This window comes from Haloferax elongans ATCC BAA-1513 (genome assembly GCF_000336755.1).
GTDB classification, from domain to species: Archaea; Halobacteriota; Halobacteria; order Halobacteriales; family Haloferacaceae; genus Haloferax; species Haloferax elongans.
Genome location: NZ_AOLK01000008.1, coordinates 12265 through 37895, shown reverse-complemented (window position 1 = coordinate 37895; position 25631 = coordinate 12265). Strand labels below are relative to the sequence as shown.

Genomic DNA, 25631 nt, shown 5'->3' with positions numbered 1-25631 from the left:
CTGGTGCCACCGCCCGAGCAATGAGCCTCGAACTCACGGCACCCACCCCCGAGGAGCCATCCGTCGCCGACGATGGCACCTGGCTCGAATGTATCGAGTGCGGCGCACAGTTCGCGCCGTTCGAGGACGTCCGCTACACCTGCGACGACTGCGACGGACTCCTCGAAGTTCGCTACGCGACCCCCCCGACTTGGGACGACTTCGAAGGCCGCGGCGTCTGGCGCTACAACGCCGCGCTCCCGTTCGAGGAGGGCGTCTCCCTCCCCGAGGGCGCGACCCCGCTGCACGAAGTCCCGCGCCTCGAAGCGGCTGTCGGCGTCGAGACGCTCCGCATCAAACACGAGGGAATGAACCCGACCGGGTCGTTCAAGGACCGCGGGATGACAGTCGGCGTGCGCGTCGCCAAGGAACTCGGCGTCGGCCGCCTCGCCTGTGCATCGACCGGGAACACCTCGGCGGCGCTCGCAGCCTATGGCGCTCGCGGCGGGATGGAGACGCTCGTGCTCCTCCCGTCCGGGAAGGTCGCGGCCGGGAAAATCGCGCAGGCCGCGCTTCACGACGCGCGCATCCTCGAAGTCGACGGTAACTTCGACTCCTGTCTCGACATCGTCCAGGACCTCGCGGCGCGCGGCGAGGTGTACCTCCTCAACTCGCTGAACCCCTTCCGTCTCGAAGGCCAGAAGACAATCGGCCTCGAAATCCTCGAAGAGTTCCACGAGGACTACGGCACCTACCCGGACCGAATCGTCCTCCCTGTCGGCAACGCGGGCAACACCTCGGCGCTCTACAAGGCGTTCCGCGAACTCGTCCAGTCGGGCGCGCTCGACGCCGACGAGGTGCCGAAACTGACTGGCGTGCAGGCAGAGGGTGCTGCGCCGATGGTCGAGGCCGTCGAAAACGGGTGGGACGACACGCAGCGCTGGGACGACGTCGAGACGAAAGCCACCGCGATTCGCATCGGCAACCCGGTCAACGCGCCGAAGGCGCTGCCCGGCATCCGCGAGACCGGCGGCACGGCCGTGTCGGTCTCCGACGAGGAAATCACCGAGGCCCAGCGCGACCTCGCGGCGGAGGGCGTCGGCGTCGAACCCGCCTCTGCCGCCTCGGTCGCGGGCCTGCGAAAGCTCCGAAACGAGGGTGTCGTCGGGGAAGACGAGCAGGTCGTCTGTCTCACGACCGGCCACCTGCTGAAGGACCCAGATGCGGCGTTCGAGGCGGGCGACGACCCCGAACCTGTTCCGAACGACACTGACGCGGTGCTCGACCACCTCGCCGAGTAGTCGGCACGGACTGACGGGAGACCTCAGCGGACGCACGTCAGTTGTGCGTCTGACATATCCTTTTGATTCTGTGGTACGTTGTGCCACACGATGTCGCTCACCAGCATGCCGACCGGAACCGTGAGTCGGGACGGGACCGGGTCGCGAACGTACCCACTGGACGGGTCGGAATCCAGTGACACCACGGCCGAGTCCACCGTGACGCACCGTCGAGAACCAGCTTCCAGCACCGCACCCGCCGACGCCGGTTCGTCCGTCGGAGCAGCCCACACCGCGTCGCAGCCGTCTGGGTCGTCCAAAACTGCGCCAGCCACCACGGATGCGAGGTCACTCCGCCGCGAGAACGAGGCGCTCCGTGAGACCAACGCTCAACTCAAGGCGCAACTCGAAGCGGCCTACGAGGACAAGCAGGACGTCATCGACCGCTACGAACGAATCGTCAGCGAACTCCAATCGAGGGCGTCATCGAGCAATGCGTCTCTGAAGCGGCCGTCGAAGCAGTCTCCAAAGAAGGAGTCACGGACGCGTCGGCAGACCTCCCCGCAGTCGCTTCCTGAACGCGTGATGGCCCACGTGCTGTCGGCTGTGGGACTCTACTGACCGCTCAGAGCGTGATGACGTCCACGTCGATGATGCGGTCATCGCCGAGGAGCTTTTCGCGGACGTCGTCTGGAATCTCATCGTCGAGGTTGTAGACGGTCAGTGCCTCGCCGCCGGCCTTCGCGCGACGAGCGTTGAACATCCCGGCGATGTTGACGTCGTTTTCGCCGAGGACGGTGCCGATGAAGCCGATGACGCCCGGCTTGTCGTAGTTGCGTGCGACCAGCATGTAGCCGTGCGGAATCGCGTCGAGGCGGTAGCCGTCGATGCGGACGATACGCGGGTCCTCGCCCGCGAAGAGCGTTCCGGCGATGGTCATCTCTTCGTCACCGTTGCGGACGGTGACCTCGACGAGACTCTGGAAGTCCTCCGACTGGCGGGACTTCGACTCGGTCACGTCGATGCCGCGTTCCTTCGCAATCTGCGGAGCGTTGACGGCGTTGACCTGCCATTCGAGCGGCGTGAAGACGCCCTTCAGCGCGGATGCCGTGACGAGTTCGACGTCTTCGGCGGCGATGTCGCCCTGATAGCTGACTTCGACTTCGCCGATACGGCCATCGAGAAGTTGGGCGGCAATCTTGCCGGCGGTCTCTGCGATGTCGATGTACGGGCGAATGCGCGGGAAGGCGCTCTCGTCGACCGAGGGCGCGTTGAGCGCGTTCATCACCGGCTCCTCGCGGAGCGCGGCGACGACTTGGTCGGCCGTCGAGACGGCGACGTTCTCCTGTGCTGCCGAGGTGGACGCACCGAGGTGCGGCGTGACGACGACGTCGTCCACAGAGAGAAGCGGGTTGTCGGCCGAGACGGGTTCGTCGGCGAACACGTCGACCGCCGCGCCGTCGAGGACGCCGTCTTCGACTGCCTGCGCGAGGGCCGCCTCGTCGACGACGCCACCGCGGGCGCAGTTGATGAGGTAGCCGCTTCCCATCGTCTCCAGTTCGTCGGTGGAGATGAGGCCCTCAGTCTCGGGCGTCAGCGGCGTGTGGACGGTGAGGAAGTCGGCGCGGGAGAGACAGTCGTCGAAGTCGACGAGTTCTGCACCGAGTTGCTCGGCGCGCTCTTGGCCGATGTAGGGGTCGTAGGCGACGATGTCCATCCCGAGCGACGCGAACTTCTTGGCGACTTCCTGGCCGACGCGGCCGAGGCCGACGACGCCGAGGGTCTTGCCGTTGACCTCGTTGCCGAGGTAGTCGGACTTGGCCCACTCGCCGTCTTTCAGGCGGACGTGTGCCTGCGGAATCGAGCGAGCGGCGGCGAAGCCCATCGCGACGGTGTGTTCGGCGGCCGCGCGGACGTTCCCCTCGGGCGCGTTGGCGACGATGACGCCGTGTTCGGTCGCCGCGTCGATGTCGATGTTGTCGACGCCGATTCCGGCACGACCGACGATGACGAGGTCAGGTGCCGCCTCGAGTACTTCGGACGTGACCTGCGTTCCAGAGCGGACGATGAGTCCGTTCGCGTCGGAGACGGCTTCGAGCAGTGCGTCACCTTCGACATCGTAGGCGGTCTCTACCTCGTAACCGGCCTCTCGTAACCGGTCCAGACCCGCGTCGGCAATCGGGTCTGTGACGAGTACCTTCATGCGCGTACGGAGTTACTCATGTAGGTTAAGAGTTGTCACAACGGCCGTTTTCGTGACAGTGTGAGTGTCTAACACGATTTTTGGTGTAGCTTCCGAACCTCCTCACAAGTCTGGGGTGCGCGGCTCGGTATTTTCACTCAGTAGTATTATGCACGTTTCCGTAGTAGTGTACCTAAATGAGCTTACGTCCCGAGGACTCATCGTCGGCTGAGTTGCCCGACGGGCCGTCACTTCCCGACTCTGGCTCGGTCCTCATCGTCGGCCCGACGATGACGAAAAAGCGCCGACTGATGCTCTCGATGCTCGCCGAGAAGGAGCAAACAGATTCGGGGACAGTCGTCGTAACGACGAAAAAACCCGCACCGAACATCACTCGTGAACTCGAACACCTCCGCGGTGAGGCACCCGAGCGATACGAGGTCATCGACACGACAAGCGTCGCGGACCTGCTCGAACAGCGGTCTGCTCCCGGCAGCCTCCGGTACGTTTCCAGTCCCGGCGACTTGACCGGTATCGGTATCCACCTGACTGAGGCGCTTCGAGAGCACTACGAGGACAGTCGTTCGGCCTCTGTTGGACTGCACGTGCTTTCGACGCTCGTCATGTACACCGACCTGAAGCGCCTGTTTCAGTTCCTTCACGTGGTTACCGGCCGCATCGCAGCAGCCGGGTTCTCCGGAGTCTTCACGCTCGATACTGGATTTATCGACGACCAGGACCTGGCACTGTTGAAACAGCCGTTCGATGCGTTCGTCGAGACTCGTGAGACTGACGGCGACCCGGAGTACAAAGTCCGCGGTCTCGACGAGGGACCGAAGTCGTGGACGCCGCTTCGAATCTAGGTTCGCGTCCGGTCGCCATGCCGCAGCGATATCGTGCTATTCGAGGTGCTCTAACGCGAGGTTGACGAGCGGCGAATTCGCCCGGTCGAACGTCGCAATCACGCCGGACCACTCGTCGTAGGGATAGATGGCGACCACTGCCTCGTCGTACCACCGGATGGCAGCGTTCAGTTTGCCGTAATCCTCGAAGACTGGGTCGGAGATGGGTTCGCCGAGCGCTTTCATTACGAGGCTCTTCACCCGGGCCACCCGGGCCTCGTCGTCGAGTTGCGCGTCGACGTCGGGTCGCAAGTAGAGCAACTCGTAGTCTTCGCCGTCGTACTGACCGACTGCCCGCACGTCTGCGTCATCTGCCTCTCGGAGTCCGCGAATGAACTCCTGTAGCGGATAGGTAGACCCGTCGTCGGCCTCGCCGTCGGCCTCGTCGTCGAGGTCCTCGAAGTCCTCGGTCAGGTCGGCTTCGACCTCGCGGAGTGTCTCGTGCTCTGCATCGTGAGAGTCGCCCATAGTGTCTGTCAAGAAGACGACCGGTAAATAGATTCGCCGTCGTTCCAGCCCGCCGATTCTGCCGACGCGGAAGCTTTGAAACCCCACGCGTCCGACGGACAGATATGCGAATCATCGCCTTCGACTTCGACGGCACGCTCTCGGACTCGGAGATGACCGTGTTGCTCGGCCGACGAAACGGCACCGCCGACGAGATGGCCGATATCACCGAACGCGCCATGAACGACGAGATTAGCTACGCGGAGAGTCTTCGCTCGCGCGCTCGCCTGCTCGAAGGGCTCGAAGAGGAACTCGCCGAGGAGGCCTACGGCGAGGTCGAACTCCGCCCGGGCGCGGCCGACCTCATCCAGCGTCTCCGCGACTACGGCCACCACGTCGCCATCTTCACCGGTGGGTTCGAACGCGGCGTCCAGCGCGCACTCGAAAAAGAGGGGGTCGAAGTCGACGATATCGTCTCGAACCGCCTGCCCGTGAAGGGTGGTCGTCTCACCGGCGACGTCGAAGGCTCGCTCATCGAGGGAACGAAAGACACCGCGCTCGAAAATTACGCCGCCGACCACGACGTCCCACTCGACCGCACCGTCGCGGTCGGCGACGGCGCGAACGACCTGCCCATGCTCGAAATCGCCGGACTCTCGGTCGGATTCGTCCCGAAAGATGCCGTTCGCCCGGCCTGTGACGTAGTCGTCTCCTCGATGGACCGACTCGGAAAGGTGTTCGAGGGCTACAACATCCTCGACGCCGACGACGCCTGATTGGCTGAACTCTGCTAACATTTATCACACTCCGAATCGTATCGGATTTCATGTCAATTAGCGACGTGAATACACCCGAGCTATGGGTGGCGGGGTTCGTCTTCGTAGCCCTCGCACTCGCCGCCCAGTTCGAGGGGGTCGTCCTCTTCGACTTCCGAACGCTGGGCATCGATAAATCGATTCCCGCCACCGTGGCAGTGGTGGGGACGATGTTAGGACTGTGGTGGTTAGAAAACGAGTGAAGAGCGACGACTGAACGGAGGCGAGGGCGGTCCGTAGAGACGGCTGGGTGACTGCAGTGCTGTTTTCGACAGTGTAGACACGCGAGCGATGCGTCTCTCTTTCTGCCTCTCTTTTCGAACCTGTCGGGGAAACGACTAAGTGGGTGTGTAAAGCATCCTTTACTGTAAAGCACCCTTTACACATGGTGCTTTACGCACAGCCATGACGCAGGTCCAACAGACTTCGACACCTCGGCTCTCCAAGCAGCGACGGTATCGGTACCTGATGTACGTGTTCCTCGGCGGCGGCGTCGCCGTGGGTCTCGGGCTTCGATTCCTCGACTATCACGTCCTCAGCGAAGCAATTTACTGGGTCGGCATCGTCGCCGCACTCGTCGTCTGGAAGGGTACCTCGGTTACGCTCTTCGACGAGCGAGACAAAGCAATCGACCGGCGGGCGAGTCAACTCACGATGACGCTCACCGGGGCGCTCCTCGTCGTCGGCGCGTCGACCGCCCGGCTCGGAACGCACCTCGGTCTGGTCGAGGTTCCGCCGATGGTCTCCGGCGCGCTGTACGGCTACATTTCGGTGTTCGTCATCTTCGGTCTGAGCCTCTTTTGGGTTCGATACCGGCCATGAACAATTCCGTGAGGTCGCACCGCGAGGACGGGAATCTGAGTCAGGGAGAACTCGCGGAAGCGGTCGGCGTCACGAGACAGACTATCAACGCCATCGAACGCGAGCGGTACGACCCCTCGCTGGAACTGGCGTTCAAACTCGCCGCGTACTTCGAGTGTCGCGTCGAGGACCTCTTCGACCCGGAACTCGACGCTGATTCGACCGCGTAAAAAAAGACGCTTTTTGCTGACTCTATCGGTTCAGCGTGTGAATCGCCTGTCCGAGCGCGTTCTCGGCGGCCTCCATGACCGCTTCGGCGAGCGTCGGGTGGGTGTGGATGGTCGAGGCGATGTCTTCGAGCGTCGCACCCATCTCGATGGCGAGTGCGACTTCGGCGACGAGTTCGGACGCCTCGGGGCCGACGATTTGGGCACCGAGGACGAAGCCGGAGTTCTCGTCGGCGACGATGCGCACGAAGCCGTCTGCGTGGCCCGTGGTGAGCGCGCGGCCGGATGCGCGGAAGGGCATCTGGCCGACGACGGGCGTGAAGCCAGCCTCTTCTGCCTCGTCTTCGGTCATGCCGACCGTGCCGATTTCGGGGTCGGTGAAGACGGCGGCCGGGACGGCCTGACTGTCGAAGGCGACCGGTTCGCCGGCGATGTGCTCGGCGGCGACGATGCCTTCTTTGGAGGCGACGTGGGCGAGCATCGGCGTGTCGGCGACGACGTCACCGACCGCGTAGATGTTCTCGGTGTCGGTCCGGCGGAAGTCGTCGACTTCGATGAAGCCGCGTTCGTTGGTCTCGATGCCGGCGTTTTCGAGTTCCATCGTGTCGGCGACCGGTTCGCGGCCGACGGCGACGAGCACCTTGTCGGCGCGGTACTCGTTTTCGTCGCCGCCTTCCAGTTCGGTCGTGACGATGATGCCATCGTCTTCTTCGCGCCAGCTACTCGCGCCTTCGCCGAAGTGCATGTCGATGCCGAGGTCTTCGGCGCGTTGGCGGACGACGCGGGCGACGTCGGACTCGTAGCCCGGCAGGATGTCGTCGAGCATCTCGACGACGGTCACGTCGGAGCCGAGTTTGGCGAACGTCGTGGACAGTTCCATGCCGATGTAGCCGCCGCCGACGACGACGAGGCGGTCCGGGATGGAGTCGGCCGCGAGGGCGTCGCGGGAGGACCACACGTGTTCGTCTTCGAACTCGAAGCCGGGAATCTGGATGACGCGCGACCCGGTGGCGATGATACAGTGTTCGAACTCGATGGTCTCCGAACCCTGTCCTTCGCCGCCGTGGGCGATGCGGACGGCGTTTTCGTCTTTGAACCGAGCGGTTCCTTCGACGAGGTTGACGCCGTTTGCCTTACAGAGCTTTTCGACGCCGCCGGTGAGTTGGTCCACGACGCCGTCTTTCCAGTCGCGCAGTTGCGACATGTCGACGACGGGGTCGGCGTGGATACCCATCTCCTCGGCGTGGCCCGCCTCGTGGGCGAGGTCGGAGCCCGTGATGAGCGCCTTCGAGGGGATACACCCGTAGTTCAGGCAGGTCCCACCGTAGGCGTCGCGCTCGACGAGCGTGGTGTCGAGGCCCTGCTGTGCGGCGCGGATGGCGGCCACGTAGCCGCCCGGTCCGGCACCGATGACCAGTACGTCGGTTCCAGTCGCGATGTCTCCGACGACCATTATTCGAGCACCAACAGCTTGGGGTCTTCGAGCAGTTCCTTGATACGGTTCGTGAAGCGAGCACCCTGTGCACCGTCGACGATGCGGTGGTCGAACGACAGCGAGAGCGTGAGAACCTTGCGTGGCACGATTTCACCGTCAATCACCCGTGGCTTATCCTTGATGGCTCCGACGGCGAGGATTGCCACTTCTGGGTAGTTGATGATGGGCGTGGCGTACTCGCCGCCGATGCCGCCGATGTTGGTGATGGTGAAGGTACCGCCGCGCATCTCACTGGGCGAAATCTTGCGGTTGCGGGCCTTGTCGACGAGTTCGTTCATCTCGTCGGCGATTTCGAGCATGCCCTTGCGGTCGGCTTCGTCGACGACCGGGACCATGAGACCGGCGTCCGTCGCGGCCGCGACGCCGATATTGTACTCGTCGCGGAGGACGATTTCCTCGTTCTCCTCGTCGAGTTGCGAGTTCATGTACGGGAAGTCCTTCAGCGCCGCGATGACCGCCTTCATCACGAACGGCATGTAGGTGAGCTTCGTGTCCTGCTCGGCGGCGACGGGCTTGAGCTGCTCGCGCAGTTCGACGAGTTCCGTCACGTCCACTTCGTCGTGGTGCGTGACGTGCGGCGCGGTGTACTTCGACTGCTGCATCTGGTCGGCGATGGCCTTGCGGACGCCCTTGAACGGGATGCGCTCGCCAGCGACGGGACCGGTGTCGGCCGTCTCGGCGCTCGCGGTGCCAGCCTCGGGCTCGGCGGAGACGGCCTGTGCGTCTGCTGCCTGCGCCTGTTGCTGTGCTTCGGCGTACTCTTGGACGGCTTCGGGAGAGACGAACGCCTGTCCGTCGCGGGTCTCGGACGGGGGAACGGCGTTGATGTCGACGCCTTTCTCCTCTGCCATCGCTCGGGTCGCAGGCGCGGCGAGCGTCTTGTCGCGGTCGGCGCTCTCGGTCGTCACGGCGGCGCTTTCGGTGGACTGGACCGCTGTCTGTCCGTTGCTCTCGATGGAGCGCGGACTCTCGTCGGTCGTCTCCGCCGCTGCCTCGGATTCGGACTCGGCGGCTGCACGAACGTCACCTTCAGTCACGCGGCCACTCGGGCCGGAACCGTCGACAGTCGAGAGGTCGACGCCGAGTTCGCGGGCGAGACGTCGGACGCTCGGCGGTGCGAACACGCGACCGCCGGATTCGCCGTCGTCTTCTGCATCTTCTGGTTCGGACTCGGCTTCTGGCTCGGGTTCGGCCGTCTCTTCGACGTCGGCGTCGTCACCGACCTGAATGGTGATGATGACGTTGCCGACGGGAACCATCTCGCCTTCCTCGGCGAGCAGTTCTTTGACCGTCCCGTTGAACGGGGACGGCACGTCGACGAGTGCCTTGTCGGTCTCGACCTCGGCGAGCACTTGGTCTTCGGTTACTTCGTCGCCGGGGGAGACGTGCCACGTTACGAGTTCGCCTTCTGCGACGCCTTCGCCAACGTCGGGGAGTTTGAATTCTTCGAGGGGCATTGGTTAGAAGTTCACAGTTTCGCGGATTCCTTCTTCGACGCGGGCCACGGACGGGAGGTAGTAGTCCTCTAGTGCGTACAGCGGGTACGGAACGTCGTAGCCTGCGACGCGCTTTACGGGTGCTTCCTGGTAGAGAAGCGCTTCTTCCTGAACCGTCGCCGTAATCTCGGCTCCGAGGCCACCGTTCTTCGGTGCCTCGTGGACGGCGACCGCACGGCCGGTCTTCTTGAACGATTCGACGATGGCCTCGCGGTCGAGCGGCGAGATGGTTCGCATGTCGATGACCTCGGCGTCGATGCCCTCCTCTGCGAGGTTCTCGGCCGCTTCGAGCGTCGGCCGAGTCATCGCGCCGTAGGTGAACACCGACACGTCAGTCCCTTCTCTGCGGACGGCCGCCTCGCCGATGGGGACCGTGTAGTCGTCTTCGGGAACGTCACCGCGGAAGGCGCGGTAGATGAGTTTGGGTTCGAGGAAGATGACTGGGTCGGGGTCGCGAATCGCGGAGATAAGAAGCCCCTTCGTGTCGTACGGGGTCGAGGGGATGACAACCTTCAGACCGGCCTCGTGCGCGTAGAACATCTCCTTGGACTCGGAGTGCGACTCCGGCGCGCGGATGCCACCGCCGTAAGGGGCGCGCAGCACCATCGGGAGCGTGTAACGCCCGCGGGTCCGGGTGCGGAACCGCGACATGTGGCTGATAATCTGGTCGTATCCGGGGTACATGAAGCCGGAGAACTGAACCTCCGGAATGGGCTTGAGGCCCATCGCGGCCATCCCGACGGCTGTCCCGATGATACCGGATTCGGCGAGCGGCGTGTCGATGACGCGGTTGTCACCGAACTCGTCCCAGAGGCCTTCGGTCGCGCGGAAGACGCCGCCGTTCTTGCCGACGTCTTCGCCCATGACCAACACGTCGTCGTCGCGCTGCATTTCGGTGTAGAGACCGTCCCGTACTGCCTGTACGATAGTAAGGTTCTGTTCCGTCATTCTCGGAGGAATCCTTCGTCGCCGAACTTCTCGTGGAGTGCCTGGAACTCCTCGTACTGTGCCTCGACCTCGGGGGTCATCTCGGCGTAGGCGTACTCGAACATCTCACTCGGGTCCGGACGCGGCTCGGACTCGGCCGCGTCGATGGCGTCTGCGACCTGCTCTTTGACGCTGGCCTCGATGGCGTCGACAGACTCGTCGTCGAGTCGGCCTGTCTCGCGGAGGAACGTTTCGAGTCGCGGAATCGGGTCCTTCGCCTTCCACTTCTCGACTTCCTCGTCGTCGCGGTAGACCGTCGGGTCGTCCGCGGTGGTGTGTGCGCCGAAGCGGTACTGGACCGCCTCGATGAGCGTCGGCCGGCACTCGTCTTCCTGCGGGTTCTTGGCCTTGTCGAGGGCCGCCTGCGTCACGGCGTAGACCGCGAGTGGGTCCATGCCGTCGACCTGAATCCCGTCGATGCCGTAGGCGACTGCCTTCTCTGCGAGGGTCTCGGATGCCGTCTGGCGCTCACGCGGAACGGAGATTGCCCACTGGTTGTTGTTACAGAAGAAGACGTTCGGCGTGTCGAAGACGCCTGCAAAGTTCAGCCCTTCGTGGAAGTCACCTTCGGAGGTCGCACCGTCACCGAAGTAACACATGACCGCCTTGTCGGCTTCCTCACGGAGTTTGAGCGCCCAGCCAGCGCCCGTCGCGTGGGGAATCTGCGACGCGATGGGGACCGCGGGCGGGAAGATGTTCGCGCCCTCGGGCATCTTGTTCCCCTTCTCGTGGCCCATCCAGTAGAGCAGCGTCTGCTTCAGTGGAAGGCCCCGAACGAGTGCCGCACCGTGTTCGCGGTAACTCGGGACCATCCAGTCGTCTTCGGCGAGTGCGACGGCACTGCCGATTTGGGCACCTTCCTGTCCCGACAGCGGTGGATACGTTCCCATCCGCCCCTGTCGCTGGAGGCTCACCGCCCGCGTGTCGAAGTGGCGGGCGAGTCGCATGTAGCGATACATCTCGACCATGGTCTCGTCGTCGATGTCGGGTACATCGCCGACGACAGAGCCGTCCTCGTCGAGGACTCGTACTTGGTCCTGTGGGTCACGTTGAAGCACGCTCACGGGAGAACCCTCCTGTTCATAGCAAAATCGACACCCGCCGCCGTTATATTGTTTTCGTATATAATTTACTTTAACTCGGATTATCGCGCTCGCGGTCGTGCTATGTAAACCCACACGCGAGAAAATTGGACATCTTGACTTCTAAACGATTCTTCCTGATGGTCGTTAGCGTGAACCCGCACATCTCCGAGGAATAATCGGAAATATCCAGAAAATAGCACAAGTCATGTGACCTGCGGAGAGCGATTGGTATCGCTGACAGTCAGGTTTCGTGATAGTTACTGACCAGCGGCCGCACGCGCCGCCTGCCGGGCCTCTTCGACAGACGACCCCTCACGGAGGAGTGCGTCCACGAACAGTTCGCCCGCCTTGTACGACGACCGGACCATCGGGCCGGACGCACAGTACAGGAAGTCGAGTTCGTCTTCGGCGACTCGTCGCCACGTCTCGAACACGTCGGGATGGACGTACTCGAACACGTCGAGGTGCGTGCGCGACGGTTGGAGATACTGCCCGAACGTGACGATGTCCACGTCGGCCTCGCGGAGGTCAGACAGGGTTTGGTACACCTCGTGGTGGTACTCGCCGAGACCGAGCATGATGGACGTTTTCGTGTGGATATCGGATTCGTCAGTGACCTGCTGGAGGACCGACAGCGATTGCTCGTACCCGGCGCGGCGGTCACGAACCGGCCACTGGAGCCGTTCGACCGTCTCGATGTTGTGGGCGATAACGTCCGGTTCGGCGTCGATAATCTTCCGAACGTGTTCCGGTTCACCCTGGAAGTCGGGAATCAACACTTCGACGAGAATCCCGGGGTCGCGGCGTTTTATCTCCCGAATCGTCTCCGCGAAGTGGCTCGCACCCTGGTCGGGGAGGTCGTCGCGGTCGACGGAGGTCAACACGACGTAGTCGAGACCGATTTCGGCGACCGCCTCGGCGACGTTGGCCGGTTCGTCGGGGTCGAGGGCTTCCATCCCGCCGGTCTGGACGTCACAGAAGTTGCAGCCGCGGGAGCACCGGTCGCCCATGAGCATGAACGTCGCCGTGCCCGGCCCGTCGCGGCCGCTCCAACATTCACCGAGGTTCGGACAGTTCGCTTCCTCGCAGACCGTGTTGAGGTTTCGGTCGCGGAGCGTGGACTTGATGTCGGTGAAGCGCTGGCCCGAGGGAGGCCGCATCTTCAACCAATCGGGCTTCCGCCTCGTGCGCATGCCCAGTTCTTTCGCCCGCCCCGGCAAAAACGTGAGGGATTACCCCGTCGCCCCGATGCTGGCGGGGAATCTGTCGCCGTGTTCGATGCTACCACACCAACCGAATAAGCGTTCAAATGAATACTACAGTCACGGAAAAGTAAACGTTCGACTCAAATTCATCACAACTTTCGACCATAGTCCATGTAAAACCGTGCTAGATGTATCACTTGACTGAAAAACTTATATTCGAGTAAATATTTTGGAGTAGTATGAACTGGAAACACCGCCGCGACCTGTCGAAGGCCGAATCGAAGAAGCACGAGGCCACCGCGGGTACGAAGTGGTCGTTCATCGCCGCTCTCACCGTCGCTGCGTAAGCGACTGTCGGCCCCGACGACCCTGAACTGTCCCCGTATCGCCACTCGACTACTCCGCCCCCGGAGCCCAACCCCACTGTGCAGCGCTGTCCCGCTGGCTGTTCTTTTTCGTACCAGTCGCCGAGCGTCGCCGAGCGTCGCCGCTAGATGGAGAAACGCCTTTCCCCCCGGACGACTCGGCTTCCAGTATGACTCTCGTCTCCGTCTCGCCCTCACCGCCGACACGACTGTGGAGGTGCATCTCGTGAAGGTCGTCGAAGCCATCCCCGAGTTCGCCGACGCCTTCGGGTTCGACGAGTTCAACCAGATGCAACGCGAGGCGCTTCCGGCCATTTTGGAGACCGACCACAACGTCGTCGCGTCCGCGCCCACGGCAAGCGGGAAGACGGCGCTCGCCGAACTCGCCATCTGTCGCACGCTCCGCGACGAGGGGACCGCGCTCTTCATCGCGCCCCTCCGCGCGCTGACGACCGAAAAGGAGTCCGAGTGGGAACGCTTCGAGGAACTGGGCTACTCCGTCTACGTCGTCACCGGCGAGCGTGATTTGAACCCGCGGCGCGCGGCGCGCGCGGACATCCTCGTCATGACGCCCGAGAAGACCGACTCGGCGACGCGAAAACACGACTCGGCGCGCTACTCGTTCATCACGGACGTGGACTGCGTCGTCATCGACGAGGTCCACCTCTTGGACTCCGAGACTCGCGGTGGCGTCCTCGAAGTCACCGTCTCGCGCATGCGTCGCATCTGCGACCCGCGCATCGTGGCGCTCTCGGCGACCATGCCGAACATCGACGACGTGGCGGCGTGGTTGGACGCGCCCGACGAGACCACCTTCGAGTTCGGCGACGACTACCGTCCCGTCGACCTCCACGCGGGCGTCAAGACCTACACCCACGGCGAGAACTCCTTCGCCGACAAGTATCGCCGTCTCTACCGGGCGTTCGACCTCGCCGAGCCACATATCCGCGACGACGGACAGGCCCTCGTGTTCGTCTCCTCGCGGCAGGACGCGGTCCGTGCGGCCGGGAAAGCCCGCGACGAACTCGCCAAACGCGACGTGCCAATCGGCGCGCGCGGCGATTACGACTTCCACAACGAGGCAAAGGAACTCGGAAACGACTCCCTCCGAAAAGGCGTCTTAGACGGCGTCGGCTTCCACCACGCTGGACTGTCGCGGGAGGACCGCGAGGCCGTCGAAGAGTGGTTCAAGGAGGGGAAGATTCAGCTCCTCTTCTCTACGTCGACGCTCGCGTGGGGCGTGAACCTCCCCGCCCGGTGTGTCGTTATCCGCGACACGAAACACCACGACCCGCTGGAGGGCGAGGTCGATATCTCGCCGCTCGACATCCTCCAGATGCTCGGGCGCGCCGGTCGCCCCGGCTACGACGATGTCGGCTACGGGTGGGTCGTCTGCGACCACGCCGACCAGAACAAGTACCGCCGTCTCCTCCGCGAAGGCAAGGAAATCGAGTCCCGACTCGCCGAAGACCTCGATTCGCACCTCAACGCCGAAATCGCGATGGGGACCATCCGCGACCTCGACGACGTGCTGTCGTGGTTGGAGACGACGTTCTACTACCGCCGGGCGCAGTCGAACCCGAGCGCCTACGACTTCGAAGACCTTCGCTCGCGCGTCCGCGACGTTCTCGACCGATTGGTGTCTCGCGGCTTCGTCGAGATGAACGACGACCTCGCAATCGACGCGACCCAACTCGGCCGACTCACCTCGAAGTACTACCTCCGGCTCGGGACCGCGACCAGATTCGCCGAGGTGGCGAACCGCGACCGAATCACGGCGGACGACATCCTCGAAGCCGTGGCCGGTGCCGCCGACTTCCGACAAGTCTCTGCTCGCCAATCCGAGGTAGACGCTATCGACTCGGTTCTCACCGGTGTCTCCACGTCACTCGACGGCGGGCCGCAGAAGGTCCTCGCCATCCTCCACGCCGGGATGGCCAACTCGACGCCGAGCGAACTCAGAAGCGACGCGTGGGTCATCCGCCAGAACGCGCTGCGACTCCTCTCGGCGCTCCGCGAGTTCCTCGACACGTTCGCCGACGCCCGCGCCGCCAACCTCGCCCGCCGCGTCGAAGCCCGGGTCGACCACGGCGTCAGCGGCGAGGCCGCAGCCCTCACTGCCGTCGACGGAATCGGCCCTCGACGCGCCAGAAAACTCGCAACCGGTGGTCTCGCCTCGCCGACCGACGTGGTCGATGCCGGTGTGAAGGAACTCACCCGCGCGGGCCTCTCGCAGGGAGTCGCAGAACGCGTCGTCAAGAGTGCGAAGGACCTCCCTGCGCCGGAAATCGACTGGGGTGCGTTCCCCGATTCGGTTGCCCGCGGCGAGAGCGATATGCACGAGATTTGGGTCACGAACACCGCTGGCGGCGGGAAAGTCGGTATCCGCGTCACGGTCAACGGCGTCGAGATGTCGGACAAAGAGTGCTATCTCACCGACGAGGTGGCCGTCCCGGTGGGCGTCTTCGGCGCGACTGACGACGAACTGGAGTTCGCCGTCGAAGTCACCTTCCCCGACCTGCCGTTGCTCCCGGTTCGGGAGACGCGGACGGTTCAGGTGGAGTAGGCGTCGGCCACTCCACTGTCTTGCTTGGGTTTTCTGAATGGCTCGCGAGCCGCGGTGAACGCCACGTGTACCAGATGGTGTCTACGTGTACCAGACGGTGTCTTCCGACTGGACGTGTCTCATCACTCCCAGTTCGAGAGATATATTTTAAGACTTCATTCAAGCAACAAACAATATATAGGATGGCTATCAAGTCGGTGGTAAGATGGGATTTCGCTCTGCGAAAGAGAAGACGAGCGAGGGCCAACAGTCCTCGGTCGTCCCGTCGATTCAAGAGCTAACGGGTGGTTCCGACCGCAGTCAGCGCGGTGGTGGGTCGCCGACCGCACAGGACGCTGCCGGACGGTTCGGCTTGGAGATGTATCGCCCCGGAATGGACGTTCAGATTCAGCGCCTCGTCCAGAGTCACGGCGCGAGCCAGGTTCGGCAGTGGGCCGACGAAGGCATGACTGTGGACACGATGGGCAAGCCGCGGGACATGCGACAGTTCCGCGAGCGTCAGGAAGAACGCCCAGCCGAGGTACCGAAAGATATCGAGCGCCGGAACGCCAAGTCTGTCCAGCGTAGTCGCAACGCGCATCACGAGGCGTCCAAAGCCGGTGACGCGCAAGTCCCCGATAGCGTTCGGGACGTGATTTCGTCGCCCGGCCAACAGCTCGACGCGAGCATCCAGCGCGCGATGGAAGAGCGTATGGGTGACAACCTGGGCGACGTGCGGATTCACACCGGTCCGAGTGCTGCGAAAGCGTGTGACGACATCAACGCCCGGGCGTTCACGGTCGGCAACCACATCGCGTTCAACCACGGCGAGTACGACCCGTCGTCGCCGGAGGGACAGCACGTACTGGCCCACGAGTTGGCGCACGTGCGCCAGCAGACTGGTGGGGCGGTGTCGATGCTCCCGCAGCAAGGTGAATTAGAGATTGACCCTGACCCGCGCTTAGAGCGTGAAGCCGAGGAAACCGCCGAGCGCGTGATGCGTGGCGGTAAAATCGGTGTTCATCGGATGCAGCAGTCCGACGTACACGTTCAGCGGGCGGCGAAAGGGTACCACGGGTCTCGGCGCGCTACCAAAGATGACTGGCAGACGCCGGGGACGAGTGAGCCCACACACGAGACGCTGTCGGCTGACGAACTCTCGAAGCGGGTCGTCGAACTCGAACAGCAGGTGCAAGCCAACGAAAAACGCACCAAACAGAACAACGAGGGACTGTCCAACGTCCAGCAGAACCTCAATACGAAAATTGAGGAGAACGCTTCCACGTTGGAAGCCCACGAAACACAGCTTGACGATGCCACCGATCATCTGAGCAGTCTCCACGACGAAGTACATACAGGGCTCGGCGAGAAGGCACAGACGATGGCAGCCGGGTTGATTGGAACTGGCGTTGGATCCACAGGACGGGCCGCAACGCAAGAGACGATGACACAGGGCATCCAAGAGGGGCACACAGCTGTCGATATGCTGGGGCCGCTCGGAGATGTGATGATGTCGAACCCAGAAGTTGCCGCCGCTGGACTCAGTGCGCTGGTATTCAGTGGTGCTGTGGGTATGGCCACTGAAACAGGTGTCAAAGGGCTGCTCAGTGGTGGGAAGTCCCTCTTCGACAAGGGAATTGATTCTCTCCTTGGTCGTGATGATGAGACAGATGAACAGCGTGAGGAAGACGCCGCTAAAGAGGACGAATCTGGTATCTTGAGTTGGTAATATGAACGCAGAAATAAAAAAAGAAAATGACCAGGGGTTTGGTCTCCGTGTTGTAGACCAAGATGGAGTAGTGCATCGAATAGGTGTTGGGTTTGATGGTGAAATCCTTGCTCACCAGTGTAAGGACTATCCAGACAATCCAAAAAAGCGCACAAACAAGGAGGATGATCGGTTCTCCCAAGCCCGCCGATTCGCCCGCTATCACGTCTACCGCGAGAAGGGCTACGACACGGTTCCAGCCTCGGAAAACCCGGACCGTATCGCGGGTGTTCTGTTAGCTCTCCTCGACCTCGACCAAGCGGAGTTTGAGGAGTACTTCGAGACCCTGTGTCGACAAGTCGGCAGCCGTGACCTTGCTGACGTTGAACCGGCGTTGGACCTTCCAGAGGAAGTCTACAACGAGCAGTTCATCGTCTATCATCAGCACGTGTATCTGAACCAAGACCTCGAAACGATCCAACAAGAGGTCCGGCAGGCTGGATCAGAGGTACTCACCGAGCAGACCATCCAAGAACTGGTCACGACTGACAGCCAGAACTTCTTCTCGAAGGCGTCTTCGCTGCTTGATGATCGGTCGCTGACCGACCTCACTATCGAGGGCGTCTCGGGGGTTCACACTCGGTACTTCGAGGACACAAACGAAGACCGAATCATCGAAAGTGACGACCCGTTCGAACGGGACCCCGACGCCTGTATCGAACTGTTCCCGACGGAATTGACGCCGGAGTTCTATGGCCTCTACATCGTAAACAACCTCATCTGCCAGATTCGAGATTGTTACATCGGGATGGGTGTCGAACCACCGGCACAGTACCGTATTCTCGGACCGGGCAAAGACAAGTACACTGGTAAATACTACCACTTCGACTTCTATCCAGAGTACTTCAACCACGAAGCAGATATCCCCGGCTACACGCCACCGATACCAATGCAACTCGACCAGTATCTGTGAGCATCCACCCTCGTTCGACTGGTGCGAAAGCGTGTGAGGATATCAACGCCTAGGCGTTTACCGTCGGCAACCACATCGCGTTCAACCACGGCGAGTACGACCCGCCGTCACCCGTTCAATTCACGCCTCGCCGAGTAACGCCGTCCGCAACTCTTCTGGCCCGTCTACGATTTCGTCCGCCCGAGAGAGGTCCAAGTCTGCGTTTTGATCGCCGCGGTAGGCGATGGTGTACGCGCCCGACCGTACGGCCGCCTCGATGCCGTTGACCGAGTCTTCGACGACGATGCAGTCTTCGGGTGCGACGCCGAGTTCTTCGGCGGCTGCTTCGTAGATGTGTGGCTCCGGTTTTCCGGGCTCGTCGATGTCGTCGGCAGAGAGCACGAGGTCGAGAGGGTCGAGGTCGAAGCGCTCGCGGACGGTCGAAATCCAGTCCTGCGGGGCCGACGAGACGATAGCGACCTTCGTACCCGCCGCGCGGAGGTCCGAAAAGAGTTCTTCCGCGCCGTCCATCAGGACGACCTTCTCGCCGTAGAGGTCGACCGCGTTCTCGTTGTACGCCTCGATGAACTCTTCTTTGGTGACGGTCGTTCCGTACTCCGCGTCGAGATAGTCGTAGATTTCGCGGAAGCTCATCCCCGTGATTTCCTCGTGGGCCGGGTCGCCGGATTCGATGGCCTCGGCGAACACCCAGTCGTCCTCGAAGGCGTGCCAGTACTGCTCGGAGTCGACCAACACGCCGTCCATGTCGAACAGCACTACGTTCGCGTCCATACCTCGCCCTGTGGCGCGGCCGACCAAAGGCCTTCGTGCCGCGGCATGGCTCAGCCCGCTCGCTTTCGTACATCAACCTTCGCGCGAAGGTTCAAACCCGAATTCGGGACCACCCCCGCCCATGGAATCTATCCGGGTATTTGCCGGTGACTGTACCGTCCACTTCGAAGGGTCACGCGAGCGAACCCAGCGCGGCCGCGTCGTCGTCGTGGCCAAACCGGACCGAACCGTCCTCGTGCATGACGCTTCCGGGTACCAGCCAGTCGCGTGGCTGACTCGCGCCGACTCGCTCACGGTCGAATCTGGGCCGGGGTCGTTCGGTCTCGTCGCCCGCGCGGGCGAACAGGTCCTCACAGTCGAGTCCCACGACGTTATCGGCCGACCTGAGTACCCCGCAAGTGAAGCGGGCGTGCCGGTCGGAAACCATCCAGAGACGGGTGAGCCGCTCGTCCGAACCAGCGGGGCGGTCACGGCCCTCGATTCGGGCGTCGAATTCTCGCTGCCCGCGGGTGCGACCGTCCGCGACGAGACGTGCGACGACTGCGGCCTCCCGCTGATGCGCGTCGAGCGCGGGGCCGCTTTTGACATCTGCATCGACCGCCAGTGCGACCCGCTCGACGACCACGTAAAAGCCCGATTCGACGGCGGGTGGACCTGTCCAGACTGTGAGTCGCCGCTGCGAATCATCCGTCGCGGCGGGCGACTGCTCACCGGGTGCGACGCCTACCCGGAATGTGAGACGGCATTCTCGCTCCCAGCGGGTATCGTCGTGGACGACTGCGAGTGTGGCCTGCCGATATTCGAGACCGCCCGCGGGCGTCGGTGTCTCGATTCCACCTGCGGGGTCGCATGACTGGGAATCCGCGTCGCCGCCCGTGGTCCCGGCGATGGCGACATGGTCTTCCGCCGGTCTCGGCCGCTCGCATCGCAGGCCCTTTGTCGTCGCCCGCCCCCGAATCGGGTATGCAAGGACGCCTCGAAGACGGTGTCGTCCACCTCCCGGGCGACGCCCGACAGCGGTTCTACGACTCACGGGGGTACGGCCGACCAACAGGTGGCAACGACCTCGACGTCGCGCCCGTCGAAGCCGCACATCTCCTGTCTCGCGGCGACATCGACAGCGTGGACGGAATGGGCCTGCGCGACCTCCTCGCCCACACTGGCACCACGCTCGACTTCGTCGTGTACAAAGACCTCCGCGACCGGGGATTCTATCTCTCGCCTGCGCGCGAGGACTGGCCGGGCGTTGACGACCCGGCGGGAGCGGACTTCCTCGTCTACCCCCGCGGGAAAGGCCCGTGGGATGGCGACGTGGAGTATCGCGTTCGCGTCGTCGGCGAGCGCCAGCCGATTCCCGTCAATTCGCTCGGTGATGTGGTCCTCGCCATCGTCGACGAGGACGGCGACTTGACGTACTTCGACACCGAGGGCGATTCGCCCGAGGGAACGGCCGCGGAGGACCTCCCGGCCGACCTCGACGCCGACCTGCTCTCTGACCGTGCGCTGGTCTCGACCGGCGTGGACCGCCTCTATCAGGGCGGCTTCTTCGGCCAGCGACTCTACGGCCGCAACGCCGACAGTGGCCCGCTTCAACTCTCACTTCTCGAAGCGGCCTACCTCGCGCGACAGGGTGCACTCGACATCGACGCCGACGAAGTCGTCGAACGTGGCCGGGAAGTCGAAGGCGACCGATTCGACCGTCGTCTGGCGGTCTACACCGTGCTTCGGGAGGTCGGAACGGTCCCCAAAAGCGGGTTCAAGTTCGGTTCCGACTTCCGTGTCTACACGGACTTCGAGACGGTCGACGACCTCTCGCACTCCGAGTTCCTCGTGCGCGTGGTCACGCCCGACCACACGTTCGTCCCGCGGAACCTCTCGCTGGACGTGCGACTCGCCGGCGGTGTCCGCAAGCGAATGGTTTTTGCGCTGACCGACGCCAAGGGAGAGATAGACTGGCTTTCGGTCAGTCGGCTCACGCCATGACACGAGACGAACCCGCGGAGCGAATCCGCACCGACGGCGGTACAGCACAGGGAGCAGACGAAGTCGCTCTCGATCCGTGGGGCTCGTCGACCATCGCCGACTACCGGAAGTTGTTCGAGGAGTTCGGCATCGAGGAGTTCGACGAAGTCCTCGACGAGGTTCCGAACCCCCACTATCTGATGCGTCGCGGCGTCATCTTCGGCCACCGCGACTACCGGCCGGTCCTCGAAGCCATGCGCGACGGCGACGACTTCGCCGTCCTCTCGGGCTTCATGCCGACCGGCGACCCCCACATCGGCCACAAACTCGTCTTCGACGAGATAATCTGGCATCAACAGCAGGGTGGCGACGCCTACGGCCTCATCGCCGACATGGAGGCTCACTCTGCCCGCGGCATCGACTGGGAGGAAATCAACGAACACAGCCGCGACTACCTGCTGTCGCTCATCGCGCTCGGCTTCGACGTCGAGGAGGGCGAACTCTACCGGCAGTCGGACAACGACCGCCTCCAGCGACTCGCCTTCGAACTCGGCGGGAAGGCCAACTTCTCCGAGTTCCAGTCCATCTACGGCTTCGACGGCGAGACCAACATCTCGCACATGCAGTCGGTCGTCACGCAGATGGCCGACATCCTCTACCCGCAGTTGGACGAGCCACAACCGACGGTCATCCCGGTCGGCCCCGACCAGGACCCCCACGTTCGGTTCGCTCGCGACCTGACGACTCGGATGCGATTCTTCAAGGTGACCGAGGCGTTCGCGAGTTTCGAACTCGACGACACGGAACGACTGGTCGTCGCGGCCGCCTACGACGCCCGCGAGGAGTACGCCGAAGACTCCGACATGCCGCGGTGCGGCGAAGCGGCTGACTGGGTCGCCGACGCCGACCTCGACGAGCACGGCGTTCTCGTGGCTGAGTCGGTTCGTGACTCGGCGGTCGAGAAGCTCGAAAACGCCGGGATGGAACCACTGCGCCGGCGCATCCGATTTTTCGCCCGACAGGCGACCGACGAGGCGTTCGAGGCGCTCATCGAGGATGTCGAGGGCGAAAAGCGCCGCTACGACCAGCACATCGATGCCTTCGACCTCGACGTTGCGGAGGCCGAGGAACTCGCCCGCGAGGTCGAAGCCAACCACGGCGGCTACGGTTTCATCCCGCCGTCGTCCATCTACCACCGCTTCATGACCGGCCTGACGGGCGGCAAGATGTCCTCGTCGATTCCGGCGAGTCACATCTCGCTGCTCGATGACCCCGAAGACGGCTACAACAAGGTCAAATCCGCCACGACCGGCGGCCGCGACACTGCCGAAGAGCAGCGCGAACTCGGCGGTGAGGCCGACAAATGTCCCGTCTACGAACTCTACGCGTACCTCCTGACCGGCGACGACGACGAATTCGCCAAGGAGGTCTACGACGAATGTGTCGGTGGAGAGCGTCTCTGCGGCGGGTGCAAGGAGCAGGCCGCGACGCTGATGCGCGAATTCCTCGAAGACCATCAGGAAAAGCGCGAAGAGGCGAAAGAAGTCCTCGATTCGCTCGATATCGACTTAGAGACGGAGCGACGAGGGGTAGCCGCCGAGCATTAGCGAGGCGGCTGCTCGCAAGCACCCACTCGGTTACAACCCGATGTCCTCACCGACGTCTCGTTCCTGCGCTTTGTTGTAGAGATACTCTGCGGCCGCCGCATCCAGAACCGCCGAGCCGACGCTCTCGACGACCAGAATCTCGTCGGCGGCGTCGCGGCCAGCAACACCCTCGAACACGTCTGAGAGTGGGACGAGGTCGGACTCAGAGAGCCCCGCTTCGCGGATATCCCCAATTTCGGCGACTTCCTCGGGGACGTCGGCGAAGACCTGGGCTGCTCGGTCGAACACCACCGGGCCGAGTTCCTGCATCTCGCCGGTGTAGGCTCCGATGGCGACGACGAGCGTTCCGGGGTCGAGCCACTCACCGGTGAAGACGGGTTCGACGCTGGTCGTTGCGGTGACGACGACGGTCGCATCCGAGACGGCTTTTTTCGGCGTCAACACCGCCTCGGCGGGCAGTCCTTCGTCGCGGAGGTCGGCCGCGCACGCCTCGCGACTCTCTTTCGTCGGCGAGAAGATGCTAATCGACTCGACTTCGGAGGCCGCGGCGATGGCGCGTGTCTGCCACCGGGCTTGCGTGCCCGCGCCGATAACACCGAGTCGAATCGGGTCCGAAGCGAGGTACTGTACGGCTAACCCGCCGATACAGCCAGTTCGGGCGTTCGTGAGCGTCGTTCCGTCGAGGAGCGAGAGTGGTAAGCCAGTCGTCGCGTCGGTCAGCATCACCTGTGCGTTCAGGGTGGGAAGTCCGTGTTCGTCGTTCCCCGAGTGGAGTGAGACGAGTTTCGTCGCGTACACGTCGCGGCCGTGGATGTACGCGGGCATGGTCAGCGCAGTTCCGAGTGGTGGACGCGAACTGGCCCCACCGTCAGGGAGGTTCGGCCCGCTTCCGTCTCTCACCCGGTCGACGTCGATACCGACCGGAAAGTGTGGTCGAGGCGGTCGTTCCACCTCGCCCCGGCCTTGTTTCACGAACGCGTCTTCGACCACGGGAAACAACTCCGTGAGCGAGAGCAGGTCGCGAACGGCGTCGGTCGAGAGAATTCGGACCATACGTTCAGTACTCGTGGCACTGAGGTGAAGTTTTTGCAGGATGGTGACTTCCCCCGTGGTCTATGCTGCTGTGTGACAGACACACTCATATTGGTGCACCAAATCAGAAACCACCATGCACGTTCTCATCGTCGGCGGCGGCGTTACCGGACTCGCTTGCGCGCACGCCATCGCCGAACGCGGTGGCGAGGTCACCGTCTGCGAGGCGGGGACACTCGGCGGCGGAAGTACCGGGCGGGCAGCAGGCGGGATTCGAACACAGTTCTCGACGCGGGTGAACGTAGAGCTCTCGTTGGCGAGTATCCCCGTCTGGGAGTCGTTCGACGACGAATTCGGGGTCAGTATCGACTACCGGCGACCGGGCTATCTCTTTCTCGCCCGGACCGACGAGACGGCGGCGGCCTTCCACGATAACGTCGAAATGCAGAACGACGCGGGCGCGCCGAGTCGTCTCATCGACCCCGAAGAAGCACGCGAGTACGTCCCCGAACTCCGGGCGGACGAGTTCGTCGCGGCGACCTACTCGCCCGCCGACGGCATCGCCGATCCGCACTCGGCGGTACAGGGATTCGCAGACGCGGTTCGCTCCGAGGGTGGTGACATTCGGACGAAGACGCCAGTGGCCGACCTCACACGAGACGGCGACCGCTGGCTGGTCGAGACGCCCGACGAGACACTCGAAGCCGACGCGGTAGTGAATGCGGCGGGCGCGTGGGCGAACCAGATTGCTGCGCTTGCAGATATCGACCTGCCAATCGCACCGCGCCGCCGACAGATTGCGGTCGTCGAACCTGAGGGGGACCTCCCCGAGGACGCGCCGCTAACAATCGACCTCGATACGGGGTCGTACTTCCGCCCCGAGCGTGAGGAAACGGCCATCGTCGGCGGGCACTTCTCGGAGTCCGACCCGGACGTCGACCCCGACCGATTCGACGAGTCGATGGACGTCGACTGGGCGGTCGAAGCGACCGAGCGGGCCGACGACTGCGCGGCCTACTTCGGGCCGGAGACGCGGATTCGAAACGGATGGGCCGGTCTGTACGCCGTCACGCCCGACCATCACGCGATTCTGGACGAGGTCGAACCGGGGTTCGTCGTCGCGGCCGGTTTTTCCGGCCACGGGTTCCAGCACGCACCTGCGACGGGCGAGGCAGTGGCCGACATGTGCCTCGACGAGGACGCCTGCGAGGTGGACGTGTCGGCGCTGTCGCTCGACCGGTTCGAATCAGGCGAGACGCTCACCGAACAGAACGTGGCGTAGAGGACCGAAGACTCGCCGCAAGAACGCGAAAACGCCTCACCCGCTCATGTTGACAACGGCGCGGAGTTCGCCGAGTTCGCGAACGGGGTCGGCGACGTCGCGCGATGCGAGAACGCGAAACCGACCGCTCTCTTCGACGACTCGATAGGTCAACTCGCCGTCGTCGAACTCGTAGGCTGGGTTCGACTGAACGAGCACGGCCTCGACGTCGTCCCTGTCGTCGGGGCGGTTCGGCGGTTTGACGATGAGCGACGCTTCTTCTCCGAGTCGAATCGTCTGCAGGTCAGCAGCCAAGTCTCGCATTCGTCTTCGTCGTCCGTGGGAGTGCTGCTGATATGAAGGTACCCTATCAACTCTGAGGAGTGAGGGGGAACGCCAACGGGAACCCTGTTCGTGGCTGGTGGCAGCAGTGCAAGTCATGGCACCATACCCCACAATTCCGCAATTGTTTTGAATGAACGCGGCATCCTCGAAGATAATGACCT

At 63.3% G+C, this 25631-nt stretch carries 24 protein-coding genes and 1 pseudogene; 15 read left to right on the top strand and 10 right to left on the bottom strand.

Annotated elements, in window-relative coordinates; genetic code table 11:
- The first annotated feature begins 20 nt into the window (after window positions 1-20).
- Together thrC and C453_RS01890 are read left to right on the top strand one after the other, a co-directional pair.
- On the top strand, window positions 21-1280 hold the full coding sequence (gene thrC, locus C453_RS01895) for a threonine synthase (protein WP_008322344.1): 1260 nt from the start codon (window positions 21-23) through the stop codon (window positions 1278-1280).
- A 90-nt stretch (window positions 1281-1370) separates the two neighbouring features.
- Entirely contained in the window at window positions 1371-1880 is a 510-nt protein-coding gene (locus C453_RS01890) for a hypothetical protein (RefSeq protein ID WP_008322342.1), read from the top strand.
- A 4-nt stretch (window positions 1881-1884) separates the two neighbouring features.
- Here C453_RS01890 and serA read toward each other — a convergent pair whose 3' ends face one another.
- On the bottom strand, window positions 1885-3462 hold the full coding sequence (gene serA, locus C453_RS01885; RefSeq protein WP_008322341.1) for a phosphoglycerate dehydrogenase: 1578 nt from the start codon (window positions 3460-3462) through the stop codon (window positions 1885-1887).
- 176 nt (window positions 3463-3638) lie between these two features.
- Here serA and C453_RS01880 point away from each other — a divergent pair, with 176 nt between their 5' ends.
- Window positions 3639-4304, top strand: a complete 666-nt coding sequence (locus C453_RS01880) for a DUF7504 family protein (RefSeq protein WP_008322340.1) — start codon at window positions 3639-3641, stop codon at window positions 4302-4304.
- Window positions 4305-4340: 36 nt separating this feature from the next.
- Here C453_RS01880 and C453_RS01875 read toward each other — a convergent pair whose 3' ends face one another.
- Window positions 4341-4811, bottom strand: a complete 471-nt coding sequence (locus tag C453_RS01875) for a hypothetical protein (RefSeq protein WP_049907462.1) — start codon at window positions 4809-4811, stop codon at window positions 4341-4343.
- Window positions 4812-4915: 104 nt separating this feature from the next.
- On the opposite strand from C453_RS01875, the gene serB reads away from it, so the two are divergent.
- From serB to C453_RS01855, 4 genes are all read left to right on the top strand, one after another.
- Entirely contained in the window at window positions 4916-5566 is a 651-nt protein-coding gene (gene serB, locus C453_RS01870; protein WP_008322338.1) for a phosphoserine phosphatase SerB, read from the top strand.
- A 50-nt stretch (window positions 5567-5616) separates the two neighbouring features.
- A complete protein-coding gene (locus C453_RS01865; RefSeq protein WP_007543866.1) occupies window positions 5617-5808 on the top strand; it encodes a hypothetical protein in 192 nt (63 codons plus the stop codon).
- Window positions 5809-6010: 202 nt separating this feature from the next.
- Window positions 6011-6427 carry a DUF2178 domain-containing protein gene (locus C453_RS01860; protein ID WP_049907461.1) on the top strand — a complete coding sequence of 139 codons (417 nt, stop codon included), beginning with the start codon at window positions 6011-6013 and terminating at the stop codon, window positions 6425-6427.
- Complete coding sequence (locus C453_RS01855; protein ID WP_008322335.1) at window positions 6424-6636, top strand: helix-turn-helix transcriptional regulator; 213 nt, start codon at window positions 6424-6426, stop codon at window positions 6634-6636. The genes C453_RS01860 and C453_RS01855 overlap by 4 nt, the downstream gene beginning before the upstream one ends.
- A gap of 22 nt (window positions 6637-6658) precedes the next feature.
- Here the strand turns inward: C453_RS01855 and lpdA are convergent, their stop codons facing one another.
- The 5 genes from lpdA to lipA form a co-directional block, all read right to left on the bottom strand.
- Window positions 6659-8086 carry a dihydrolipoyl dehydrogenase gene (gene lpdA, locus C453_RS01850; protein WP_008322334.1) on the bottom strand — a complete coding sequence of 476 codons (1428 nt, stop codon included), beginning with the start codon at window positions 8084-8086 and terminating at the stop codon, window positions 6659-6661.
- A complete protein-coding gene (locus C453_RS01845) occupies window positions 8086-9585 on the bottom strand; it encodes a dihydrolipoamide acetyltransferase family protein (RefSeq protein ID WP_008322333.1) in 1500 nt (499 codons plus the stop codon). Before C453_RS01845 ends, lpdA begins: the two co-directional genes overlap by 1 nt.
- A gap of 3 nt (window positions 9586-9588) precedes the next feature.
- The gene (locus C453_RS01840; protein ID WP_008322332.1) at window positions 9589-10572 is read right to left on the bottom strand and encodes an alpha-ketoacid dehydrogenase subunit beta; all 984 of its coding nucleotides are present in this window, start codon (window positions 10570-10572) and stop codon (window positions 9589-9591) included.
- Window positions 10569-11675, bottom strand: a complete 1107-nt coding sequence (gene pdhA, locus C453_RS01835) for a pyruvate dehydrogenase (acetyl-transferring) E1 component subunit alpha (RefSeq protein ID WP_008322330.1) — start codon at window positions 11673-11675, stop codon at window positions 10569-10571. The genes C453_RS01840 and pdhA overlap by 4 nt, the downstream gene beginning before the upstream one ends.
- Window positions 11676-11953: 278 nt before the next feature.
- A complete protein-coding gene (gene lipA, locus C453_RS01830) occupies window positions 11954-12889 on the bottom strand; it encodes a lipoyl synthase (RefSeq protein ID WP_049907460.1) in 936 nt (311 codons plus the stop codon).
- A 603-nt stretch (window positions 12890-13492) separates the two neighbouring features.
- On the opposite strand from lipA, the gene C453_RS01825 reads away from it, so the two are divergent.
- The 4 genes and pseudogenes from C453_RS01825 to C453_RS20645 form a co-directional block, all read left to right on the top strand.
- Complete coding sequence (locus C453_RS01825) at window positions 13493-15832, top strand: DEAD/DEAH box helicase (RefSeq protein ID WP_008322327.1); 2340 nt, start codon at window positions 13493-13495, stop codon at window positions 15830-15832.
- 205 nt (window positions 15833-16037) lie between these two features.
- Window positions 16038-17540: an eCIS core domain-containing protein gene (locus C453_RS01820; RefSeq protein WP_008322325.1), complete on the top strand. Its 1503-nt coding sequence runs from the start codon at window positions 16038-16040 to the stop codon at window positions 17538-17540.
- Between the two features lie 70 nt (window positions 17541-17610).
- The gene (locus C453_RS01815; protein ID WP_008322324.1) at window positions 17611-18492 is read left to right on the top strand and encodes a hypothetical protein; all 882 of its coding nucleotides are present in this window, start codon (window positions 17611-17613) and stop codon (window positions 18490-18492) included.
- Window positions 18489-18605, top strand: a pseudogene (locus C453_RS20645) (eCIS core domain-containing protein); the annotation flags it as partial. The gene C453_RS01815 and the pseudogene C453_RS20645, both read left to right, overlap by 4 nt.
- A gap of 7 nt (window positions 18606-18612) precedes the next feature.
- Here C453_RS20645 and C453_RS01810 read toward each other — a convergent pair.
- The gene (locus tag C453_RS01810) at window positions 18613-19263 is read right to left on the bottom strand and encodes an HAD family hydrolase (protein ID WP_008322323.1); all 651 of its coding nucleotides are present in this window, start codon (window positions 19261-19263) and stop codon (window positions 18613-18615) included.
- A gap of 121 nt (window positions 19264-19384) precedes the next feature.
- On the opposite strand from C453_RS01810, the gene C453_RS01805 reads away from it, so the two are divergent.
- The 3 genes from C453_RS01805 (at window position 19385) to C453_RS01795 (ending at window position 22832) form a co-directional block, all read left to right on the top strand.
- Complete coding sequence (locus C453_RS01805) at window positions 19385-20116, top strand: endonuclease NucS domain-containing protein (RefSeq protein ID WP_008322322.1); 732 nt, start codon at window positions 19385-19387, stop codon at window positions 20114-20116.
- A gap of 110 nt (window positions 20117-20226) precedes the next feature.
- Window positions 20227-21246 (top strand): tRNA-intron lyase, encoded by a 1020-nt coding sequence (endA, locus tag C453_RS01800; RefSeq protein WP_008322321.1) that lies wholly within the window; start codon window positions 20227-20229, stop codon window positions 21244-21246.
- Complete coding sequence (locus tag C453_RS01795) at window positions 21243-22832, top strand: tryptophan--tRNA ligase (RefSeq protein ID WP_008322320.1); 1590 nt, start codon at window positions 21243-21245, stop codon at window positions 22830-22832. The genes endA and C453_RS01795 overlap by 4 nt, the downstream gene beginning before the upstream one ends.
- Window positions 22833-22862: 30 nt before the next feature.
- On the opposite strand, the gene C453_RS01790 is transcribed toward C453_RS01795, so the two are convergent.
- Window positions 22863-23885: an ornithine cyclodeaminase family protein gene (locus C453_RS01790; protein ID WP_008322319.1), complete on the bottom strand. Its 1023-nt coding sequence runs from the start codon at window positions 23883-23885 to the stop codon at window positions 22863-22865.
- Window positions 23886-24000: 115 nt separating this feature from the next.
- Here C453_RS01790 and C453_RS01785 point away from each other — a divergent pair, with 115 nt between their 5' ends.
- Window positions 24001-25146, top strand: coding sequence for an NAD(P)/FAD-dependent oxidoreductase (locus C453_RS01785; protein ID WP_008322318.1), 1146 nt, complete (start codon window positions 24001-24003; stop codon window positions 25144-25146).
- A gap of 36 nt (window positions 25147-25182) precedes the next feature.
- Here the strand turns inward: C453_RS01785 and C453_RS01780 are convergent, their stop codons facing one another.
- Window positions 25183-25449, bottom strand: a complete 267-nt coding sequence (locus C453_RS01780) for a hypothetical protein (protein ID WP_008322317.1) — start codon at window positions 25447-25449, stop codon at window positions 25183-25185.
- Between the last annotated feature and the right edge of the window lie 182 nt (window positions 25450-25631).